This window comes from Streptomyces sp. Da 82-17 (genome assembly GCF_046098215.1).
Lineage (GTDB): Bacteria > Actinomycetota > Actinomycetes > Streptomycetales > Streptomycetaceae > Streptomyces.
In genome coordinates, this window is sequence record NZ_JBJURH010000010.1 from 129,858 (window position 1) to 149,345 (window position 19,488).

Consider the following 19,488-nt stretch of genomic DNA (forward strand, 5'->3'; position numbering starts at 1 on the left):
AGGTGGCGATTTCCGCCCCCTATAGGTGCGGTTTTTCGCTGCACCGCGCCGGTCCGGGCTTCAGGACGACGGGCCCGGCCGCGCCCTCCCGACGGCACAATGGGGGTCATGCCGATACCCAGCCGTGCCGCACTCGTCGACCACCTCGTCCGCACCCGTATCGCCGGTGACGTCGCCACACCCCGCGACAACAACCTCTCCCACTACCGCAAGCTGGCGAACGGCGACCGCTACTACTGGCTGGGCCTGGAGCTCGGCGACCGCTGGACCGACGAGCAGGACGTGCTCGCGGTGATGGCCGAGCGGTGCGGCGTGGTCGACGACCCGGAGCACCGCACGGGCCAGGACACCATCGACCCGGAGCTGACGGTCGACGCCCTGGAGCGGATGGCGGCGCGGCTGCGCAAGGCCGCCGCGGGCAAGGAGTCCGTCCTGTTCGCGACCGGCCACCCGGGCGGGCTGCTCGACGTGCACCGCGCGACGGCGGCGGCCCTGCGCGCGGCCGGCTGCGAGATCGTGGTGATCCCCGGCGGCCTCACCGCCGACGAGGGCTATGTCTTCCAGTTCGCCGACGTGGCGGTCCTGGAGCGCGGCGCCACGCTGTGGCACACCCACTCCCCCGAGCCGATGAAGGCGATCCTCGACGGCCTGGAGCGCGAGGGCCGCCCCCAGCCCGACCTGGTCGTCGCCGACCACGGCTGGGCGGGCTGCGCGGGCCAGCGCGGCCTGGACGCGGTCGGGTACGCGGACTGCAACGACCCGGCGCTGTTCATCGGCGAGGCCGAGGGCACGGTCCAGGTGGTCGTCCCGCTCGACGACCACGTCACCGACCCGCGCTTCTACGACCCGATGACGGCGTACCTGCTGGACTCGGCCGGGCTCAGCCCGGCGTGACCAAAGGGGCTCACCCCGGCGTGAACCACATCGGCCTCCACGCGCGCGTGGAGGCCGATGTCAGTTCTCGTACAGATGTCAGTTCTCGTACAACCGAGTTCAGGCACCGCGCGGCACCCGCACCACGCCCTCCTGGATGACGGAGATCGCCAGGCGCCCGTCCTGCGTGTAGATCCCGGCCTGGCCGAGCCCGCGCCCGCCGGAGGCCGACGGCGACTCCTGGTCGTACAGCAGCCACTCGTCCGCGCGGAACGGGCGGTGGAACCACATCGCGTGGTCGAGGGAGGCGCCCACCACGTCGCCGACCGCCCAGCCGCCGCGCCCGTGGGCGAGCAGGACCGAGTCGAGCAGCGTCATGTCGGAGACGTACGTGGCCAGGCAGACGTGCAGCAGAGGGTCGTCGGCGAGCTTGCCGTTGGTGCGGAACCAGACCTGGGAGCGCGGCGGGCGAGGGCTGCCGACGCTGCCCCACGGCGGGGTGTCGACGTACCGCAGGTCGACGGCCGCGCGGGCCTCCAGGAGACGGTCGGCCACCTCGGCCGGGAGGTGCCGGGGCAGCATCTCGGCGGCGGTGGGCAGCGACTCCGGGTCGGGCGCCGCGGGCATCGCCAACTGGTGCTCCAGGCCCTCCTCGTACTCCTGGAAGGACGAGGAGAGGTGGAAGATCGGCTGGCCGTGCTGGACCGCCACCACGCGGCGCGTGGTGAAGGACCGGCCGTCGCGGATGCGGTCGACCGTGTAGACGATCGGGGCGCCCGGGTCGCCGGGGCGCAGGAAGTAGGCGTGCAGCGAGTGCGCCGCGCGCCCTTCCGGCACCGTGCGCCCGGCGGCGATCAGGGCCTGGGCCGCGACCTGTCCGCCGAACACCCGGGGCACGATCGCCGAACGCGAGCTGCCCCGGAAGATGTCCCGCTCGATCTGCTCCAGGTCGAGCAGATCGAGCAGGGCGTCGAGCGCCTGGGTCACAGACCCATGTCCTTCGCGATGATCATCTTCATGACCTCGTTGGTGCCGCCGTAGATGCGGTTGACGCGGTTGTCCGCGTACAGGCGGGCGATCGGGTACTCGTTCATGAAGCCGTAGCCGCCGTGCAGCTGGAGGCAGCGGTCGATGACGCGGTGCGCGACCTCGGTGCAGAACAGCTTCGCGGAGGCGGCCTCGGCGGGCGTCAGCTCACCGGCGTCCAGGGCCTCGAGGGCACGGTCGGCGACGGCCTCGGCGGCGTCCACCTCGGCCTGGCAGGCGGCCAGTTCGAACTTGGTGTTCTGGAAGGACGCGACGGTCTTGCCGAAGACCGTGCGGTCCTGCACGTACTCCTTGGCGAACCGGACGGCGGCCTTGGCCTGCGCGTACGCGCCGAAGGCGATGCCCCAGCGCTCGGAGGGCAGGTTCTGGCCCAGGTAGTAGAAGCCCTTGTTCTCCTCGCCGAGCAGGTCCTCGACGGGCACCTTCACGTCGACGAAGGCCAGCTCGGCGGTGTCGGACGTCTTCAGGCCGAGCTTGTCCAGCTTGCGGCCCACCGAGTAGCCCTCGGCCTTGGTGTCGACGGCGAACAGCGAGATGCCGAAGCGGCGGTCCTCGGCGGTCGGCGCGGACGTGCGGGCGCAGACGATGACCTTGTCGGCGTGGACGCCGCCGGTGATGAAGGTCTTGGCGCCGTTGAGGACGTAGTGCGTGCCGTCCTCGGAGAGCTTGGCGGTGGTCTTCATGCCCGCGAGATCGGAGCCGGTGCCCGGCTCGGTCATCGCGAGGGCCCACATCTCCTCGCCGGTGACGAACTTCGGCAGGTAGCGCTTCTTCTGCTCGTCGGTGGCGAGCATCTGGATGTACGGCAGGCCGAGCAGCACGTGCACGCCGGAGCCGCCGAAGGAGACGCCGGCGCGGGCGGTCTCCTCGTACATGACGGCCTCGAACTTGTGCGAGTCGATGCCCGCGCCGCCGTACTCCTCGGGCACGCGGATGCCGAAGACACCCAGCTCGCCGAGCTTGTAGTAGAAGTCGCGGGGCGCCTGGCCGGCCTCGAACCACTCGTCGTAGACCGGGACGACCTCGGTCTCGATGAAGGCGCGCAGGGTCTCCCGGAACGCCTCGTGGTCCTCATTGAAAACGGTACGGCGCACGGTCGGCCTCCTGGTCGTCTGGCTCGGGTCGCTGCGGTGCGGTGCCTCGGCACAGTGCTTCGGCGCACGCCCACGGCACGCTGGCTAAGCGCTTGCTCAGACTTAAGTTACTCGGGGGTCTCCAAGGCTGTCCAGAGCGGACGAACTGCGGAACGGCTCACACCCTGGGCCTGGCGTGGAGAGCGGCCGTGACTCAACCAGCGCCGTTGGACGCCGCGGCGGCGAAGGCGCCCTTGGCCAGGCGGTGCAGCAGCTTCGCCATGCCGGAGCGGCCGGGCAGCGGGCCCGGACGGCTGAGGTGCGGCGTCGAGTTGAGCAGACCGAAGACCGCGTGCACGGTCGCGCGCGCCTCCGACTCCAGCATCTTCGGGTAGACGTCCCGCACGACCTCGACCCACAACTCCACGTACTGCCGCTGCAGTTGGCGGACCAGCTTGCGGTCGCTGTCGCGCAGCCGGTCCAGCTCGCGGTCGTGCAGGGTGATGAGCGGGCGGTCGTCGAGGGCGAAGTCGATGTGGCCCTCGATCAGGGAGTCGAGCAGGACCTCGGCCGCGTCCCCGCTCTCCCGCGCCTCGGCCGCGCGCAGCTTCCCGCCGGTCAGGAGGCGGCCGCTGATGCCGACGAGGAGCTCGGCGAGCATCGCGTCCTTGCCCGCGAAGTGGCGGTAGAGACCGGGGCCGCTGATGCCCACCGCGGCCCCTATCTCGTCGACGCCGACGCCGTGGAACCCACGCTCGGCGAAGAGGCGGGCGGCCTCCTTGAGGATCTGCTCGCGGCGCGTCGGGGCCGCGCTGGTGGCGCTCATGGATTCATTCTAGACAGGGCGGTTAGCGGTCGTTAACCTGGTGGACACGGGTTAACGGTCATTAACGTCGTACGTCGTACGGGCAAGGGGGCTCAGGCGATGCAGCAGGCACCGGAGCTGACGAGCGGGGCGGATCCCGCGTCGGAGGCCTGGCGGGCCAACGAGGCGGCACATCGCGCGCTCGTCGAGGAGCTGCGCGAGAAGCTCGCGCGGGCCGAGGCGGGCGGCGGCGAGAAGGCGCGCGCCCGGCACGTGGCGCGCGGAAAGCTGCTCCCCCGGGACCGCGTGGACACACTGCTCGACCCCGGCTCCCCGTTCCTGGAGCTGGCCCCGCTGGCGGCGGACGGGATGTACGGCGGGGACGCCCCCGCGGCCGGAGTGATCGCCGGCATCGGCCGCGTCTCGGGCCGCGAGTGCGTGATCGTGGCCAACGACGCCACGGTCAAGGGCGGCACGTACTACCCGATGACGGTCAAGAAGCACCTCCGCGCGCAGGCGGTGGCGCTGGAGAACCGCCTCCCCTGCATCTACCTCGTGGACTCGGGCGGCGCCTTCCTGCCGATGCAGGACGAGGTGTTCCCGGACCGCGAGCACTTCGGGCGGATCTTCTACAACCAGGCGCAGATGTCCGGCAGGGGCATCCCGCAGATCGCCGCGGTCCTCGGCTCGTGCACGGCGGGCGGCGCCTATGTCCCGGCGATGAGCGACGAAGCGGTGATCGTGCGCGGCCAGGGCACGATCTTCCTGGGCGGCCCGCCCCTGGTGAAGGCGGCCACCGGCGAGGTGGTGACCGCCGAGGAGCTGGGCGGCGGCGAGGTGCACTCGCGCGTCTCCGGCGTGACGGACCACCTGGCGGAGGACGACGCGCACGCGCTGCGCATCGTGCGGAACATCGCGGCGACGCTCCCCGCGCGCGCCGAGCTCCCCTGGACGGTGACGGCCCCGGAGGAGCCGAAGGTCGATCCGTACGGCCTGTACGGCGCGGTGCCGGTCGACTCGCGCACGCCGTACGACGTCCGGGAGGTCATCGCGCGCGTGGTGGACGGCTCCCGCTTCCAGGAGTTCAAGGCGGAGTACGGGACGACGCTGGTCACCGGCTTCGCCCGGATCCACGGCCACCCGGTCGGGATCGTCGCCAACAACGGCATCCTGTTCTCCGAATCCGCCCAGAAGGGCGCGCACTTCATCGAGCTGTGCGACCAGCGCGGCATCCCGCTGCTGTTCCTGCAGAACATCTCGGGCTTCATGGTCGGCAAGGACTACGAGGCGGGCGGCATCGCCAAGCACGGCGCCAAGATGGTCACGGCGGTGGCCACCACGCGCGTGCCGAAGCTGACGGTCGTCATCGGCGGTTCGTACGGCGCGGGCAACTACTCGATGTGCGGCCGGGCCTATTCCCCGCGGTTCCTGTGGATGTGGCCGAGCGCCAAGATCTCCGTGATGGGCGGCGAGCAGGCGGCGTCGGTGCTCGCGACGGTCAAGCGGGACCAGCTGGAGGCCCGCGGCGAGAGCTGGCCCGCCGAGGACGAGGAGTCCTTCAAGGACCCGATCCGCGCCCAGTACGAGACACAGGGCAACGCCTACTACGCGACGGCCCGCCTCTGGGACGACGGCGTGATCGACCCGTTGGAGACCCGCCAGGTGCTCGGGCTCGCCCTGACGGCCTGCGCCAACGCCCCCCTGCCCGAGAAGAGCGACGCGGCGCCCGGCTTCGGCGTCTTCCGGATGTGAGGACCATGACTTCCACGCCCACGACTTCCTCGGCTCCCTCGGCTTCGACCTCGGCCTCGACGCCCCAGGCCCTCGGATCCGTGCCCGCGCCCGCGGCGCCGATGTTCGACACGGTGCTCGTCGCCAACCGCGGCGAGATCGCGGTCCGGGTGATCCGCACGCTGCGCGAGCTCGGGGTGCGCTCGGTGGCCGTGTTCAGCGACGCGGACGCGGACGCCCGGCATGTGCGCGAGGCGGACACGGCGGTGCGCATCGGGCCGCCCGCCGCGTCCGAGAGCTATCTGTCGGTGGAGCGGCTCCTGGAGGCGGCCGTCCGCACCGGCGCCCAGGCCGTCCACCCCGGCTACGGCTTCCTCGCCGAGAACGCCGGCTTCGCCCGGGCCTGCACCGAGGCGGGGCTGACCTTCATCGGCCCGCCCGCCGACGCGATCTCCCTGATGGGCGACAAGATCCGCGCCAAGGAGACCGTGCGCGCCGCCGGCGTCCCGGTGGTCCCCGGCTCCTCGGGCTCGGGCCTCAGCGACGCCGAACTGGCCGCGGCGGCACGGGAGATCGGCATGCCCGTGCTGTTCAAGCCCTCGGCGGGCGGCGGCGGCAAGGGCATGCGGCTCACGCGTCTGGAGTCGGCGCTCCTGGAGGAGATCGCCTCGGCCCGCCGCGAGGCCCGCGCCTCCTTCGGGGACGACACGCTGCTCGTGGAGCGCTGGGTGGACCGGCCCCGGCACATCGAGATCCAGGTCCTCGCCGACCGGCACGGGAACGTGGTGCATCTCGGCGAGCGCGAGTGCTCCCTGCAGCGCCGCCACCAGAAGATCATCGAGGAGGCCCCCTCCGTCCTGCTCGACGAGGCCACGCGCGCGGCGATGGGCGAGGCCGCGGTGCAGGCGGCCCGCTCCTGCGGCTATGTCGGCGCGGGCACGGTGGAGTTCATCGTCCCGGGCGACGACCCCTCGGCGTACTACTTCATGGAGATGAACACCCGTCTCCAGGTGGAGCACCCGGTCACCGAGCTGATCACCGGGATCGACCTGGTGGAGTGGCAGCTGCGGGTCGCCGCGGGCGAGCAACTCCCGTTCGGGCAGGACGAGATCACGCTCAGCGGGCACGCCGTGGAGGCGCGGATCTGCGCCGAGGACCCGGCCCGCGGGTTCCTGCCCTCGGGCGGCACGGTCCTGGCGCTGCACGAACCGCAGGGCGACGGGGTGCGGACGGACTCGGGCCTCACCGAAGGCACCGAGATCGGCAGCCTCTACGACCCGATGCTCTCCAAGGTGATCGCGTACGGCCCGGACCGGGCCACCGCGCTGCGCCGCCTGCGCGCCGCCCTCGGCCGCACGGTCACGCTCGGCGTGCCGACCAACGCGGGCTTCCTGCGCCGCCTCCTGGCCCACCCGGCCGTGGTGGCAGGGGAGTTGGACACGGGCCTGGTCGAGCGGGTCGCGGACGAGCTGGTCGATTCGCAGGTGCCGGACGAGGTGTACGAGGCGGCGGCCGCCGTGCGCCGGGAGGAGCTGGCCCCGCGCGGCGGCGGCTGGGTCGACCCGTTCTCGGTGCCGTCCGGCTGGCGGCTCGGGGGCACGCCCGCCCCGCTCGGCTTCGACCTGCGCGTGCCGGGCCTGGAGCCGGTCACCCGCGCGGTGAGCGACGAGGGCGCCCGCGTCGCCCAGGACCGGGTGACGGTCACGCTGGACGGCGTCACGCACTCCTTCCACCGCGCGGGCGAGTGGCTGGGCCGGGACGGCGACGCCTGGCATGTGCAGTCGTACGACCGGGTGGCGGCGTCGCTCACCGGGGCGGCGCACGCCGGGGTGGACGCGATGACGGCCCCGATGCCCGGCACGGTCACGGTCGTGAAGGTGGCCGTGGGTGACCAAGTGGCCGCCGGGCAGAGCCTGTTGGTGGTCGAGGCGATGAAGATGGAGCACGTCATCTCGGCCCCGCACGCGGGCACGGTCACCGAGTTGGACGTCACGCCCGGTACGACGGTCGCCATGGACCAGGTGCTCGCGGTAGTCGCCCCGGACGAGGAGCCGGGCGAGGACGCGGCAGCCGGCCCGAGCTCGACGGGCGAGGAGGCGGGACGATGACCTCCGAGCGCACGACCGCCCCCGAGGCCGGCCACCCCGGCCCCTCGGCCCTTCCCATGACCGTCCCCTCCCCCGGGCTTCCCGCGCGGGTGCGGATCCATGAGGTGGGCGCGCGGGACGGGCTGCAGAACGAGAAGGCGACGGTGCCGACGGCCGTCAAGGCGGAGTTCGTGCACCGGCTGGCCGCGGCCGGGCTCAGCACGGTCGAGGCGACGAGTTTCGTGCACCCCAAGTGGGTGCCCCAACTCGCCGACGCCGAGGAGCTGTTCCCGCAGCTCCAGGACATCGAGGGCGTCCACCTGCCGGTCCTTGTGCCGAACGAGCGCGGCCTCGACCGGGCCCTGGCGCTGGGCGCCCGCCGCATCGCCGTTTTCGGTTCCGCCACGGAGACCTTCGCGCGGCGCAACCTCAACCGCACGGTGGCCGAGTCGCTGGCGATGTTCGAGCCGGTCGTGGCGCGGGCGAAGGACGCCGGCGTGCATGTCCGCGGCTATCTGTCGATGTGCTTCGGCGACCCCTGGGAAGGCCCGGTGCCGATCGGCCAAGTGGTGCGCGTGGCCAAGGAGTTGACGGAGCTCGGCTGTGACGAGCTGAGCCTCGGCGACACCATCGGCGTGGCGACGCCGGGCCATGTCGACGCCCTGCTGACCGGGCTCGCCGAGACCGGCGTCGGCGCGGACATGATCGGCGTGCACTTCCACGACACGTACGGCCAGGCGCTGTCCAACACCCTGGCCGCGCTGCGGCACGGCGTGACCACGGTGGACGCGTCGGCGGGCGGGCTCGGCGGCTGCCCGTACGCGAAGAGCGCCACCGGGAACCTCGCCACCGAGGACCTGGTGTGGATGCTGCACGGCCTCGGCATCGAGACCGGGGTCGACCTCGCCGCACTCACCGCCACCAGCGTGTGGCTCGCGGGGCATCTGGGCCGACCGAGCCCGTCCCGCACCGTCCGGGCCCTCGCGGGGGCCGCGGCGGACCAGCCGGAGTCACCCCTCCGGGCCGCCGGACGACAGCAGCAGACCTCCGAGGCCCACAAGGCCGCCCCTGAGAACGAGGAGTGACCACGATGTCCCTGGACCACCGGCTCTCCGCCGAGCACGAGGAACTCCGGCGCACCGTCGAGGAGTTCGCCCACGACGTGGTCGCGCCCAAGATCGGCGATTTCTACGAGCGGCACGAATTCCCGTACGAGATCGTCCGTGAGATGGGGCGGATGGGCCTGTTCGGGCTGCCGTTCCCCGAGGAGTACGGCGGCATGGGCGGGGACTATCTCGCCCTCGGCATCGCCCTGGAGGAGCTGGCGCGGGTCGACTCCTCGGTGGCGATCACCCTGGAGGCCGGGGTGTCGCTCGGCGCGATGCCGGTGTTCCGCTTCGGCACCGAGGAGCAGAAGCGGGAGTGGCTGCCGCGGATGTGCTCGGGCGAGCTGCTCGGCGCGTTCGGCCTGACGGAACCGGAGTGCGGCTCGGACGCGGGCGGCACGCGGACGACGGCGGTGCGGGACGGCGACGAGTGGGTGATCAACGGCACGAAGTGCTTCATCACCAACTCCGGTACGGACATCACGGGTCTGGTGACGGTCACCGCCGTGACCGGGCGCACCGACGACGGCAGGCCGCTGATCTCGTCGATCATCGTGCCGTCGGGCACGCCGGGCTTCACGGTGGCGGCGCCGTACTCGAAGGTGGGCTGGAACGCCTCGGACACCCGGGAGCTGTCCTTCGCCGACGTGCGCGTTCCGGTGGCGAACCTGCTCGGCGAGGAGGGCCGCGGGTACGCGCAGTTCCTGCGGATCCTGGACGAGGGCCGGATCGCGATCGCCGCGCTCGCGACGGGACTCGCGCAGGGCTGCGTGGACGAGTCGGTGGCGTACGCGAAGGAGCGGCGGGCCTTCGGGCGGCCCATCGGGGACAACCAGGCGATCCAGTTCAAGCTGGCCGACATGGAGATGAAGGCGTACACGTCACGGCTCGCCTGGCGGGACGCGGCCTCGCGGCTCGTGCGCGGGGAGCCGTTCAAGAAGGAGGCGGCGCTTGCGAAGCTGCACTCGTCGACGATCGCGGTCGACAACGCGCGGGAGGCCACGCAGATCCATGGCGGGTACGGGTTCATGAACGAGTTCCCCGTGGCGAGGATGTGGCGCGACTCCAAGATTCTGGAGATCGGGGAGGGGACGAGTGAGGTGCAGCGGATGCTGATCGCTCGGGAGTTGGGGCTCACTGGTTGAGCCCCAGGCCCCCACCGGGCCGCAGCCCGGTCCCGCTCGCTTTTCGTCTGCTTCGCCGTCGTGGCTGGTCGCGCAGCTCCCCGCGCCCCTAAAAAACCGGGGCTGGCCTCTCCGCCAGACTCAGCTTAGGTTAGGTTAACCTAAGACGCGTTTCCCGCCACGAAAGCAGACTTCCCCATGCCCAAGTCCCGAGCCGTCCGCCCCTCCCGTCGCAGTCTTCTCGCCGCAGGCGGTGTGGCGTCACTCGGCGTCTTCCTCACCGCCTGCGGCGGCAAAGAGGCGGGCGGCGGCTCGGCGGCCGGGAGCGGGGAGAAGGGTCCCTGGTCGTTCAAGGACGACCGCGGCAAGACCGTGAAGGCGGACGCGAAGCCGAAGAACATCGTGGCGTTCACCGGCACCGCGGCCGCCCTGTACGACTACGGCATCGAGGTCAAGGGCGTCTTCGGCCCGACCAAGGGCAAGGGCGGCAAGCCCGACGTCCAGGCCGGCGACATGGACATCAGCAAGCTGGAGATCCTCGGCAACGAGTGGGGCCAGTTCAACGTCGAGAAGTACGCGGCGCTCGCGCCCGAGTTGCTGGTCACCGACATGTGGCTGAAGGACGCCCTCTGGTACGTGCCGGACGAGTCCAAGGACAAGATCCTGAAGCTCGCCCCCAGCGTCGCTCTGTGGGCCGCCGAGACCACGATGCCCAAGGCCCTGCAGCGCCGCGCCGACCTGGCCGAGTCGCTCGGCGCCGACCTGAAGGCGAAGAAGGTCACCGACGCGAAGGCCCGCTTCGAGAAGGCCGCCGAGCGCCTGCGCAAGGCATCCAAGTCCCGGCCCGAGATCAAGGTCCTGATCGGTTCGGCCAGCGCCGACCTCTTCTACGTCACGCTGGCCGAAACCGCCGCCGACACCCGCTACTTCGAAGAGCTCGGCGTGAAGTTCGTCAAGCCGAAGGTGAACGCGCAGGGCTTCTTCGAGGAGCTCAGCTGGGAGAACGTCGACAAGTACGGCGCGGACGTCATCATGATGGACAACCGCACGTCGGCCATCCAGCCCGCCGACCTCGACAAGTCGAAGCCGACGTGGAAGAAGCTGCCCGCCGTACAGGCCGGCCAGGTCGTCCCCCGCGTCACCGAGCCCATCTACTCGTACGACAAGTGCGCGCCGATCCTCGAAGACCTCGCGAAGGCCATCGAGGGCGCGAAGAAGGTCGCCAAGTGACCGGCGCCCAGGCGCCGTTCCGGCTGTTCCGGCTGGAGGTCGAGCGGGTGGCGCGGCTGTCGCCGTCGCTCGTGCGGGTGACCTTCACCGGGCCCGAGCTCGCCGAGTTCGACTCCGGCGGCCTCGACCAGAGCCTGTCGCTGTTCCTGCCGCGGCCCGGCCAGTCCGAGCCGCTGCTGCCGCCGGCCGACGGCGACCCGGCGGGCTGGTACGCGGCGTACCGGGCGATGCCGGACGACACGCGTGCGGTGATGCGCTCGTACACCGCGCGGGAGCAACGCCGTACGCCCGTCGAGGAGTTGGACATCGACTTTGCGGTGCATCCGGACGGCGGTCCGGCGTGCGTGTGGGCGGAGCGGGCCGAGCCGGGCGACCGGGTCGCGGTGCTCGGCCCCACGGGCCCGGACAACAACGGCATCCGGTTCCGGCTCCCCGAGGACGCCGAGTGGCTGCTGATGTGGGCCGACGAGACGGCGCTGCCCGCCGCGGCGTCGATCCTGGAGTCGCTGCCGGCGGGCCTGCGCGTGAAGGCGTGGCTCGAAGTGCCGTGCGCCGACGACCGGCTGGAGCTGCGGACGGCCGCCGACGCGGACATCACATGGCTGGTGCGCGAGGTCACGGAGGCGTCCGGGGCGCACCGGACCGAGCGGACCGTCGAGGCGGTCCGGGCCGCCTCCCTGCCCGAGTCCCGGCCGTACGCGTGGATCGCCGGGGAGGCCGGGACCGTCAAGTCGCTGCGTCGGCATCTCGTCCGTGAGCGGGAGTTCGATCGGCGGGCCGTGAGTTTCACGGGGTACTGGCGGCTGGGGTTGTCGGAGGACGGACTGCGTGCCGAGGCCGAGGGTTCCGGCTGAGCGTCTGCCCCTGACTGCCTCCGCCCGGCTGCTTCGCCGTCGTGGCTGGTCGCGCCCCGCGGCGTCAGCCGCATGTGTCACGGGCCCGCGCCCCTGAAAAGCAAGGCGCACCCCCAGAAACAGAAGATCCCCCCAACTCGATGCCCCCCGTACGACGGTCCGTGCGGGGGCATCGTCATGACCCCGCACGGGTGCGCGGAAAGTGCAGTTGCCCTCGGCAAATCCCCTGGCCGGAACGCCCCTTACGTGCGCCCGAGCGCCCCTGGCGCGCCCCCCGGTGGCGGAGTGACGCTATGACCCTGCCGTGGAGAAGCGACTTAAGGTTAGGCTAACCTAAGCCCACTGCCTCGAGCCGTGCCCGCCCGTACGGGCATGGCCCAACGTCCCCTTTTGGGAGGACCGTTCATGAGTCTCCTCGCGCCCAGGTCTCATCTGCTCAACGGCCTGAACGCGGAGGCCTACCGCCGCTGCATCGCCGAAGGCGCCGACCGTGTCGCGACCCGACTCTCCACAGTCGAGGGTCCGTTCACCGGGATCACCCCGGAGGCGCTCGCCCCCACCATCGACGCCGTGGACCTGGACCGCCCGCTGCACGACCCGTCCGCCGCTCTGGACGAGCTGGAAGAGACCTACCTGCGCGACGCCGTCTACTTCCACCACCCGCGCTACCTCGCCCACCTCAACTGCCCCGTCGTGATCCCCGCGGTGCTCGGCGAGGCCGTGCTCAGCGCCGTCAACTCCTCGCTCGACACCTGGGACCAGTCGGCCGGCGGCACACTGATCGAGCGCCGGCTGATCGACTGGACCGCCCGGCGCATCGGGCTCGGCCCGGCCGCCGACGGGGTGTTCACCAGCGGCGGCACGCAGTCCAACCTGGAGGCGCTGCTGCTCGCCCGGGAGGAGTGCAAGACCGACGACCCGGCGAAACTGCGGGTGTTCGCCTCGGAGTGCAGCCACTTCAGCGTGCAGAAGTCCGCGAAGCTGCTCGGCCTGCCCGCCGACGCCGTGGTGGCCGTGCCCTGCGACCGCAACAAGCGGATGCGGACCGTCGCCCTCGCCCACGAGCTGGAGAAGTGCGCCCGCGACGGCTTCACGCCGATGGCGATCGTCGCCACCGCCGGCACCACCGACTTCGGCTCCATCGACCCGCTGGCGGAGATCGCCGAGCTGGCCGACCGGCACGACACCTGGCTGCACGTGGACGCCGCGTACGGCTGCGGGCTGCTGGTGTCGCTCAAGAACCGGCACCTGCTCGACGGTATCGAGCGGGCCGACTCCGTCACCGTCGACTACCACAAGTCCTTCTTCCAGCCGGTGAGTTCGTCCGCCGTCCTGGTCCGCGACCGGGAGACGCTGCGGCACGCCACGTACCACGCGGACTATCTGAACCCGCGGCGGACCGTCGCCGAGCGGATACCGAACCAGGTGGACAAGTCGCTGCAGACCACCCGCCGGTTCGACGCGCTGAAGCTGTGGCTGACGCTGCGGATCATGGGCGCCGACGGCATCGGGCAGCTCTTCGACGAGGTGTGCGACCTCGCCGCGGACGGCTGGCGGCTGCTCGCCCTCGACCCGCGCTACGACGTCGTCGTGGAGCCCCAGCTGTCCACGCTGGTCTTCCGCTACATCCCGCAGGACATCACCGACCCGGCCGAGATCGACCGCGCCAACCTGCATGCCCGTAAAGCCCTGTTCGCCTCCGGGGACGCGATCGTCGCCGGGACCAAGGCGGGCGGGCGGCACTACCTGAAGTTCACCCTCCTCAACCCCGAGACCACCACCGCCGACATCGCCGCAGTCCTCGATCTGATCGCGGGCCACGCCGAGCAGTATCTGGGAGACTCCCTTGTCCGAGCCTCGTGAGACGCCCCACGAGACGCCTCGTGAGAACCGCGAGCCGTACGACCTGATCGGTATCGGCCTCGGCCCCTTCAACCTGGGCCTGGCCTGTCTGACCGAGCCGCTCGACGAGCTGAACGCCCTGTTCCTCGACTCCAAGCCGGACTTCGACTGGCACTCCGGGATGTTCCTGGAGGGCGCGCACCTGCAGACGCCGTTCATGTCGGACCTGGTCACCCTGGCCGATCCGACCTCGCCGTACTCCTTCCTCAAGTACCTGAAGGAATCGGGGCGGTTGTACTCGTTCTACATCCGCGAGAACTTCTATCCGCTGCGCACCGAGTACAACGACTACTGCCGCTGGGCCGCCGCCCAGCTGACGTCCGTCCGCTTCAGCACGACGGTCACGGAGGTGTCGTACGAGGACGCGGACGCGCTGTACGTCGTCCGCACCTCCGCCGGGGACGTCTTCCGCACCCGGCACCTCGTCCTCGGCACCGGCACCCCGCCGTACGTGCCGGAGGCCTGCGAGGGGCTCGGCGGGGACTTCATCCACAACTCCCGCTACCTGCACGCCAAGCAGGAGCTGGTGAAGAAGAAGTCGATCACCCTGGTCGGCAGCGGGCAGAGCGCCGCCGAGATCTACCTCGACCTGCTCGGCTCCATCGACGAGTACGGCTACCGCCTCAACTGGGTGACGCGCTCCCCGCGGTTCTTCCCGCTCGAATACACCAAGCTGACGCTCGAGATGACCTCCCCGGAGTACATCGACTACTTCCGCGCGCTGCCCGAGGAGACCCGCTACCGCCTGGAGCGCGGCCAGAAGGGCCTGTTCAAGGGCATCGACGGGGACCTCATCGACACGATCTTCGACCTGCTCTACGAGAAGAACGTCAAGGGCCCCGTCCCGACCCGCCTGCTGACCAACACCGCGCTCGAAACGGCGACTTACGAGAACGGCGAGTACCTGCTCGGCCTGCGCCAGGAGGAGCAGGGCGAGGACTTCCGGCTGCGCACCGAGGGCCTGATCCTCGCGACCGGCTACCGCTACCGGGTGCCGGAGTTCCTCGACCCGATACGCGAGCGGCTGTGCTTCGACGGCCAGGGCCGCTTCGACGTGGCGCGGAACTACAGCATCGACACCACCGGGCGCGGCGTGTTCCTGCAGAACGCGGGCGTGCACACGCACTCCATCACCAGCCCCGACCTGGGCATGGGCGCCTACCGCAACTCGTACATCATCGCCGAGCTCCTGGGCCGCGAGGCCTACCCGGTCGAGAAGGCCATCGCCTTCCAGGAGTTCGCGGCACCGAAGGGCACCGTCTCATGAGCCTCGACACCCCCTACGAGGTCACCTCCCCCACGGGCACTCCCGACCGGGGCACGTCCCACGAGGACACGTCCCCCGAGCTGCTCGACCAGCTGCTCACCCGGCAGGAGCGCCGCGAGTCCGCCGCCCGCACCTACGCCCGCACGCTGCCGGTCGCCCCGGTGCGCGCGCTCGGCGCGCAGGTCACGGGCGCCGACGGCCGTACGTACATCGACTGCCTGTCCGGCGCCGGGACGCTGGCGCTCGGGCACAACCACCCCGACGTGGTGGCGGCGCTCCGGGCCGACCTGGACTCCGGTGTTCCGCTGCACGCGCTCGACATGATCACGCCGCAGAAGGACGCGTTCTCCGACGAGTTGCTGTCCCGGCTGCCCGGCGGCCTTCGCGACGAGGCGCGGCTGCACTTCTGCGGCCCGGCCGGCACGGACGCCGTGGAGGCCGCGATCAAGCTGGCGCAGGCGGCGACCGGGCGGCGCGGCGTGGTCGCGTTCAGCGGCGCCTACCACGGCATGACCGTCGGCGCCTCGGCCGTGTCCGGGCCCGCGCGGATGCGCTCCACGGTCGGCGCGGACGCGCTGCCGGTGACGCGGATCCCGTTCCCGTACGCGTACCGCTGCCCGTTCGGGGTCGGCGCACCGCAGTCCGGGGAGCTGTCGGCGCGGCTCCTGGAGAACTTCCTGACCGACCCGAGCAGCGGTCTGACCGAGCCCGCCGCGGTGATCCTGGAGGTCGTCCAGGGCGAGGGCGGCGTCATCGAGGGCCCGGACGCGTGGCTGCGGGAGGTCCGCCGGATCACCGCGGAGCGCGGCATCGTCCTGATCGTCGACGAGGTGCAGACCGGCGTGGGCCGCACCGGGCACTTCTGGGCCTGCGAGCGGGCCGGGGTCACCCCCGACGTGCTCGTCATGTCGAAGGCGGTCGGCGGCGGCCTGCCGCTCGCGGTCCTCGCCTACCGGCCCGAGCTCGACCAGTGGCTGCCCGGCGACCACACCGGCACGTTCCGCGGCAACACCCTCGCGATGACGGCCGGCCGGGTCACCCTGCGCACGGTCGCCGAGCAGCAGCTGCCCGAGCGGGCCGCGAAGCTCGGGGAACGCCTCCGCCACGGCCTGCGTCAACTGGCCGAGGAACACCCGCAGTTCGGTGACGTACGAGGGCGTGGGCTGATGAACGGCGTGGAGCTGGTCGACCCGGACGCCGCGCCGGACCGGATCGGCTCCCGGCCCGCCGACCCCGCCTTCGCCCGCCGGCTGCGCGCGGCCTGCCTGCGGCAGGGGCTGATGCTGGAGCTGGGCGGCCGCTCGGACAGCGTGCTCAGGCTGCTGCCGCCGCTGGTGATCACGGACGCCGAGCTCGACTCGGTCCTGGAGCGGATCGCCGCCGCCCTGCGCGACGCGGAGCGTGCCGAGTGAACGAGCACACCACCGAACCGCAGACCCCCGTGAACCCCGCGAGCGTCGCCGGGTCCACCGAAGGGCCCGCCGCGCTGCGGCAGTTGACGGACGTCGTGCTCGACGCGCTCGCCGACGGCGCGGTCGAGCGGGGCGGCCCGCTGCCGGCCGGCGGCCCGGACACGGTCGCCGCCGACGTCCGCGCGGCCTGCTCGCCGCTGCTGCCCGCCGAGGGCGTCGGGGCCGAGGACGCGCTGCGCGGGCTCGTGCAGGCCGTGGCGCGCGGCGCCGCCGACCCGTCCGACCCGCACTGTGTGGCGCATCTGCACTGCCCGCCGCTGGCCGTGGCCGCCGCGGCGGACCTGGCGGCGTCGGCGCTGAACCCGTCGATGGACTCCTGGGACCAGGCCCCGGCGGCCGGCGTGCTGGAGGAAGAGGTCACCAAGTCCCTTGCCCGGCTGGTCTATCCGGGCCCGGAGGAGACACCGGACGCCCTGATCACCAGCGGCGGCACCGAGTCCAACCTGGTGGCGCTGCTGCTCGCCCGGGAGCGGGCCAGGGCCGCGGGCGAGCGCACCGTGCAGGTGGTGTGCGGGGCCAACGCGCACCACAGTGTGCAGCGCGCCGCCTGGATGCTGGGCCTGCCGACCCCGGCGGTCGTGGACTGCCCGGCGGGCCGGATGGACCCGCGCGCCCTGGACCGGGTGCTCGGCGCGTACGCCGGGATGCCGGTGCTCGTGGTCGCCACCGCGGGCACCACCGACGAGGGCCTGATCGACCCGCTGCCCGAGCTCGCCGACGTGGCGCAGCGCCACGGCGCGGAGCTGCACGTGGACGCCGCGTACGGCGGTCCGCTGCTGTTCAGCGACGCGCTCGCGCCCCGGCTCACGGGCATCGAGCGGGCCGTGTCGGTCACGTTCGACCTGCACAAGCTGGGCTGGCAGCCGGTCGCGGCGGGCATCCTCGCCGTACGGGACGAGGCCCACGTCGGCCATCTCTCCTTCCAGGCCGACTACTTGAACGCGGACGACGACACCGAGGCGGGCCTGCCCGACTGGCTCGGCCGGTCGATCCGCACCTCGCGCCGCCCCGACGCCCTGAAGATCGCGGTGACGCTGCGCGCCCTCGGCCGCAAGGGCCTGGGCGACCTGGTCGAGCACTGCGTACGGACCGCACAGGACTTCGCCGCGGCCGTCGAGGCGCACCCGGAGCTGCGGGTGCGGGCCGGCGAGCCCGGCATCAGCACGGTCCTGTTCCGCCCGCGCGCCGCCGACGCGCTGCCCGCCGCCGAGGGCGACGCCCTGGTCGCGGCGGTACGGCGGCGCCTGCTCGACGACGGGCGCGGCGTGGTCGGCCGGGCCGTCGCCGAGGACCCCGAAACCGACACGGGGGAACGGAAGTTGTGGCTCAAGGCCACGCTTCTGCACCCGCGGACGGGGGCCGTCGACCTGGCGGCGCTGCTCAAGCTGGTCGCCCACTGCGCGGCCGAGGAGAGCGGCACGGCCGCCCCGCAGGAACCCGTCCCCGTACCGCCGCAGCCCACCGACCGCCTCAGGACCCGCACCCAGGGAGTCCCCCAGTGAGCACCGCACCCCAAGAAGAGACCTTCGACCTCGTCGGCGTGGGCATAGGCCCGTTCAACCTGTCGCTCGCCGCGCTCGCCGACGGCGTGCCGGGTCTGCGCACCGCGTTCCTGGAGCAGCGCACCGCGTTCCACTGGCACCCGGGCCTGCTCATCGAGGGCGCCACGCTCCAAGTGCCGTTCCTCGCCGACCTGGTGAGCCTGGTCGAGCCGACCAGCCCCTGGTCGTTCCTGAACTACATCAAGACCCGGGAGCGGCTCTTCCCGTTCTACTTCGCGGAGAAGTTCCACATCCAGCGGGCCGAGTACGACGCGTACTGCCGTTGGGTCAGCGGGCAGTTGGCGTCCTGCCGGTTCGGGCACCAGGTGGACACAGTCCGCTGGGACGAGGCCCGCGGCGCGTTCGAGGTGGGCTTCACGCGGCTCGACGAGAACGGCGGCGCGGAGGGCGTGGGCCGCTACTTCGCCCGCCACCTCGCCCTCGGCGTGGGCACCGCGCCCAGCGTGCCGCAGGCCCTGCGCGCCCTCGCCGACGACCCGGCGGCGCCGGTGTGGCACTCGGCCGAATACCTGGAGCGGCGGCCGGAGTTGCTGAACGCCGAGCACGTCACGGTGGTCGGCTCGGGCCAGTCGGGCGCGGAGGTCTTCCTCGACCTGCTGCGCCGCCGACCGCAGGGGCGCGAGGGCCTGACGTGGCTGGCGCGCACCGAGGCGTTCGCGCCGATGGAGTACAGCAAGCTGGGCCTGGAGCAGTTCACGCCCGACTACACGCGCTACTTCCACGGCCTGACCGAGCCCGTACGGGACGAACTCATGCCGCGCCAGTGGCAGTTGCACAAGGGCGTCAGCGGGGACACGCTCGGCGAGATCCACGACGAGCTGTATCTGCGCACCCTGGACGGCGGCTGGCCGGACGCCGCGCTCACCCCCGGCGTCTCCGTGGACGCGGCGGAGCGCAGCGGCGGCCGGATCCGGCTCGACCTGAGCCACGCCCAACAGGCCGCCGAGGGTCATCTGATGACGGACGCGGTGGTGGCGGCGACCGGGTACGCGGAGCGTCCCGTGGACGGTCTGATCGACCCGCTTCTGCCGCATCTGGCCAGGGACGGCTCGGGCCGGCCGGAGATCGACGCGCAGTACCGGCTCGTCCTCGACGACGCGGTGGGCGGCTCGGTGTTCGTGCAGAACGCGGAGCGGCACACGCACGGAGTGGGCGCTCCGGACCTGGGGCTGGCCGCCTGGCGCTCCGCGTCGATCCTCAACTCGCTGACGGGCGAGGCCGTTTACCCGCTGCCGGAGCGGACCGCGTTCACCACCTTCGGCCTGGCGCCCTCGGGTTCGCCGGCGGAGCGGCAGAACGGGCGTCAGGGCTTGCGCACAAAGTAAGCCTTACCTAAGTTATTCATCGGGCCGTCC

The 19,488-nt window shown here is 72.0% G+C and carries 15 protein-coding genes; 12 read left to right on the forward strand and 3 right to left on the reverse strand.

Features of this window, described 5'->3' with window-relative positions:
* The first annotated feature begins 108 nt into the window (after nucleotides 1–108).
* Nucleotides 109–894, forward strand: coding sequence for a phosphatase (locus tag ACIDOF_RS19305; RefSeq protein WP_409007174.1), 786 nt, complete (start codon nucleotides 109–111; stop codon nucleotides 892–894).
* A 99-nt stretch (nucleotides 895–993) separates the two neighbouring features.
* On the opposite strand, the gene ACIDOF_RS19310 is transcribed toward ACIDOF_RS19305, so the two are convergent.
* The 3 genes from ACIDOF_RS19310 to ACIDOF_RS19320 all read right to left on the reverse strand — a co-directional run bounded on the left by ACIDOF_RS19310 (nucleotide 994) and on the right by ACIDOF_RS19320 (nucleotide 3,819).
* A complete protein-coding gene (locus tag ACIDOF_RS19310) occupies nucleotides 994–1,860 on the reverse strand; it encodes an acyl-CoA thioesterase (protein WP_409007175.1) in 867 nt (288 codons plus the stop codon).
* A complete protein-coding gene (locus ACIDOF_RS19315; protein ID WP_409007176.1) occupies nucleotides 1,857–3,014 on the reverse strand; it encodes an acyl-CoA dehydrogenase family protein in 1,158 nt (385 codons plus the stop codon). The genes ACIDOF_RS19310 and ACIDOF_RS19315 overlap by 4 nt, the downstream gene beginning before the upstream one ends.
* Nucleotides 3,015–3,207: 193 nt before the next feature.
* Nucleotides 3,208–3,819 carry a TetR/AcrR family transcriptional regulator gene (locus tag ACIDOF_RS19320; RefSeq protein ID WP_409007177.1) on the reverse strand — a complete coding sequence of 204 codons (612 nt, stop codon included), beginning with the start codon at nucleotides 3,817–3,819 and terminating at the stop codon, nucleotides 3,208–3,210.
* Between the two features lie 99 nt (nucleotides 3,820–3,918).
* Here ACIDOF_RS19320 and ACIDOF_RS19325 point away from each other — a divergent pair, with 99 nt between their 5' ends.
* The 11 genes from ACIDOF_RS19325 (at nucleotide 3,919) to ACIDOF_RS19375 (ending at nucleotide 19,458) form a co-directional block, all read left to right on the forward strand.
* On the forward strand, nucleotides 3,919–5,550 hold the full coding sequence (locus tag ACIDOF_RS19325) for a carboxyl transferase domain-containing protein (RefSeq protein ID WP_409007178.1): 1,632 nt from the start codon (nucleotides 3,919–3,921) through the stop codon (nucleotides 5,548–5,550).
* Between the two features lie 101 nt (nucleotides 5,551–5,651).
* Nucleotides 5,652–7,637, forward strand: coding sequence for an acetyl-CoA carboxylase biotin carboxylase subunit (locus ACIDOF_RS19330; RefSeq protein ID WP_409007290.1), 1,986 nt, complete (start codon nucleotides 5,652–5,654; stop codon nucleotides 7,635–7,637).
* Complete coding sequence (locus ACIDOF_RS19335; RefSeq protein ID WP_409007179.1) at nucleotides 7,634–8,701, forward strand: hydroxymethylglutaryl-CoA lyase; 1,068 nt, start codon at nucleotides 7,634–7,636, stop codon at nucleotides 8,699–8,701. Before ACIDOF_RS19330 ends, ACIDOF_RS19335 begins: the two co-directional genes overlap by 4 nt.
* A gap of 5 nt (nucleotides 8,702–8,706) precedes the next feature.
* Complete coding sequence (locus ACIDOF_RS19340) at nucleotides 8,707–9,867, forward strand: acyl-CoA dehydrogenase family protein (RefSeq protein ID WP_409007180.1); 1,161 nt, start codon at nucleotides 8,707–8,709, stop codon at nucleotides 9,865–9,867.
* Between the two features lie 177 nt (nucleotides 9,868–10,044).
* Nucleotides 10,045–11,076, forward strand: a complete 1,032-nt coding sequence (locus ACIDOF_RS19345; RefSeq protein ID WP_409007181.1) for an ABC transporter substrate-binding protein — start codon at nucleotides 10,045–10,047, stop codon at nucleotides 11,074–11,076.
* A complete protein-coding gene (locus tag ACIDOF_RS19350) occupies nucleotides 11,073–11,930 on the forward strand; it encodes a siderophore-interacting protein (RefSeq protein WP_409007182.1) in 858 nt (285 codons plus the stop codon). Before ACIDOF_RS19345 ends, ACIDOF_RS19350 begins: the two co-directional genes overlap by 4 nt.
* A gap of 405 nt (nucleotides 11,931–12,335) precedes the next feature.
* Nucleotides 12,336–13,793 carry a pyridoxal phosphate-dependent decarboxylase family protein gene (locus tag ACIDOF_RS19355; protein ID WP_409007183.1) on the forward strand — a complete coding sequence of 486 codons (1,458 nt, stop codon included), beginning with the start codon at nucleotides 12,336–12,338 and terminating at the stop codon, nucleotides 13,791–13,793.
* The gene (locus ACIDOF_RS19360) at nucleotides 13,777–15,099 is read left to right on the forward strand and encodes a lysine N(6)-hydroxylase/L-ornithine N(5)-oxygenase family protein (RefSeq protein ID WP_409007184.1); all 1,323 of its coding nucleotides are present in this window, start codon (nucleotides 13,777–13,779) and stop codon (nucleotides 15,097–15,099) included. Before ACIDOF_RS19355 ends, ACIDOF_RS19360 begins: the two co-directional genes overlap by 17 nt.
* Nucleotides 15,096–16,511, forward strand: coding sequence for a diaminobutyrate--2-oxoglutarate transaminase family protein (locus ACIDOF_RS19365; protein WP_409007185.1), 1,416 nt, complete (start codon nucleotides 15,096–15,098; stop codon nucleotides 16,509–16,511). The genes ACIDOF_RS19360 and ACIDOF_RS19365 overlap by 4 nt, the downstream gene beginning before the upstream one ends.
* Nucleotides 16,508–18,073: a pyridoxal phosphate-dependent decarboxylase family protein gene (locus ACIDOF_RS19370; RefSeq protein ID WP_409007186.1), complete on the forward strand. Its 1,566-nt coding sequence runs from the start codon at nucleotides 16,508–16,510 to the stop codon at nucleotides 18,071–18,073. The genes ACIDOF_RS19365 and ACIDOF_RS19370 overlap by 4 nt, the downstream gene beginning before the upstream one ends.
* Nucleotides 18,070–19,458, forward strand: a complete 1,389-nt coding sequence (locus ACIDOF_RS19375) for a lysine N(6)-hydroxylase/L-ornithine N(5)-oxygenase family protein (protein ID WP_409007187.1) — start codon at nucleotides 18,070–18,072, stop codon at nucleotides 19,456–19,458. The genes ACIDOF_RS19370 and ACIDOF_RS19375 overlap by 4 nt, the downstream gene beginning before the upstream one ends.
* Nucleotides 19,459–19,488 lie beyond the last annotated feature (30 nt).

Excerpts from the sequence above, each read along its gene's own strand:
- ACIDOF_RS19305 (WP_409007174.1), top strand. The coding sequence starts at position 109 with ATGCCGATACCCAGCCGTGCCGCACTCGTCGACCACCTCGTCCGCACC.
- ACIDOF_RS19320 (WP_409007177.1), bottom strand. The coding sequence starts at position 3,819 with ATGAGCGCCACCAGCGCGGCCCCGACGCGCCGCGAGCAGATCCTCAAG.
- ACIDOF_RS19325 (WP_409007178.1), top strand. The coding sequence starts at position 3,919 with ATGCAGCAGGCACCGGAGCTGACGAGCGGGGCGGATCCCGCGTCGGAG.
- ACIDOF_RS19330 (WP_409007290.1), top strand. The coding sequence starts at position 5,652 with ATGTTCGACACGGTGCTCGTCGCCAACCGCGGCGAGATCGCGGTCCGG.
- ACIDOF_RS19335 (WP_409007179.1), top strand. The coding sequence starts at position 7,634 with ATGACCTCCGAGCGCACGACCGCCCCCGAGGCCGGCCACCCCGGCCCC.
- ACIDOF_RS19340 (WP_409007180.1), top strand. The coding sequence starts at position 8,707 with ATGTCCCTGGACCACCGGCTCTCCGCCGAGCACGAGGAACTCCGGCGC.
- ACIDOF_RS19345 (WP_409007181.1), top strand. The coding sequence starts at position 10,045 with ATGCCCAAGTCCCGAGCCGTCCGCCCCTCCCGTCGCAGTCTTCTCGCC.
- ACIDOF_RS19355 (WP_409007183.1), top strand. The coding sequence starts at position 12,336 with ATGAGTCTCCTCGCGCCCAGGTCTCATCTGCTCAACGGCCTGAACGCG.
- ACIDOF_RS19365 (WP_409007185.1), top strand. The coding sequence starts at position 15,096 with ATGAGCCTCGACACCCCCTACGAGGTCACCTCCCCCACGGGCACTCCC.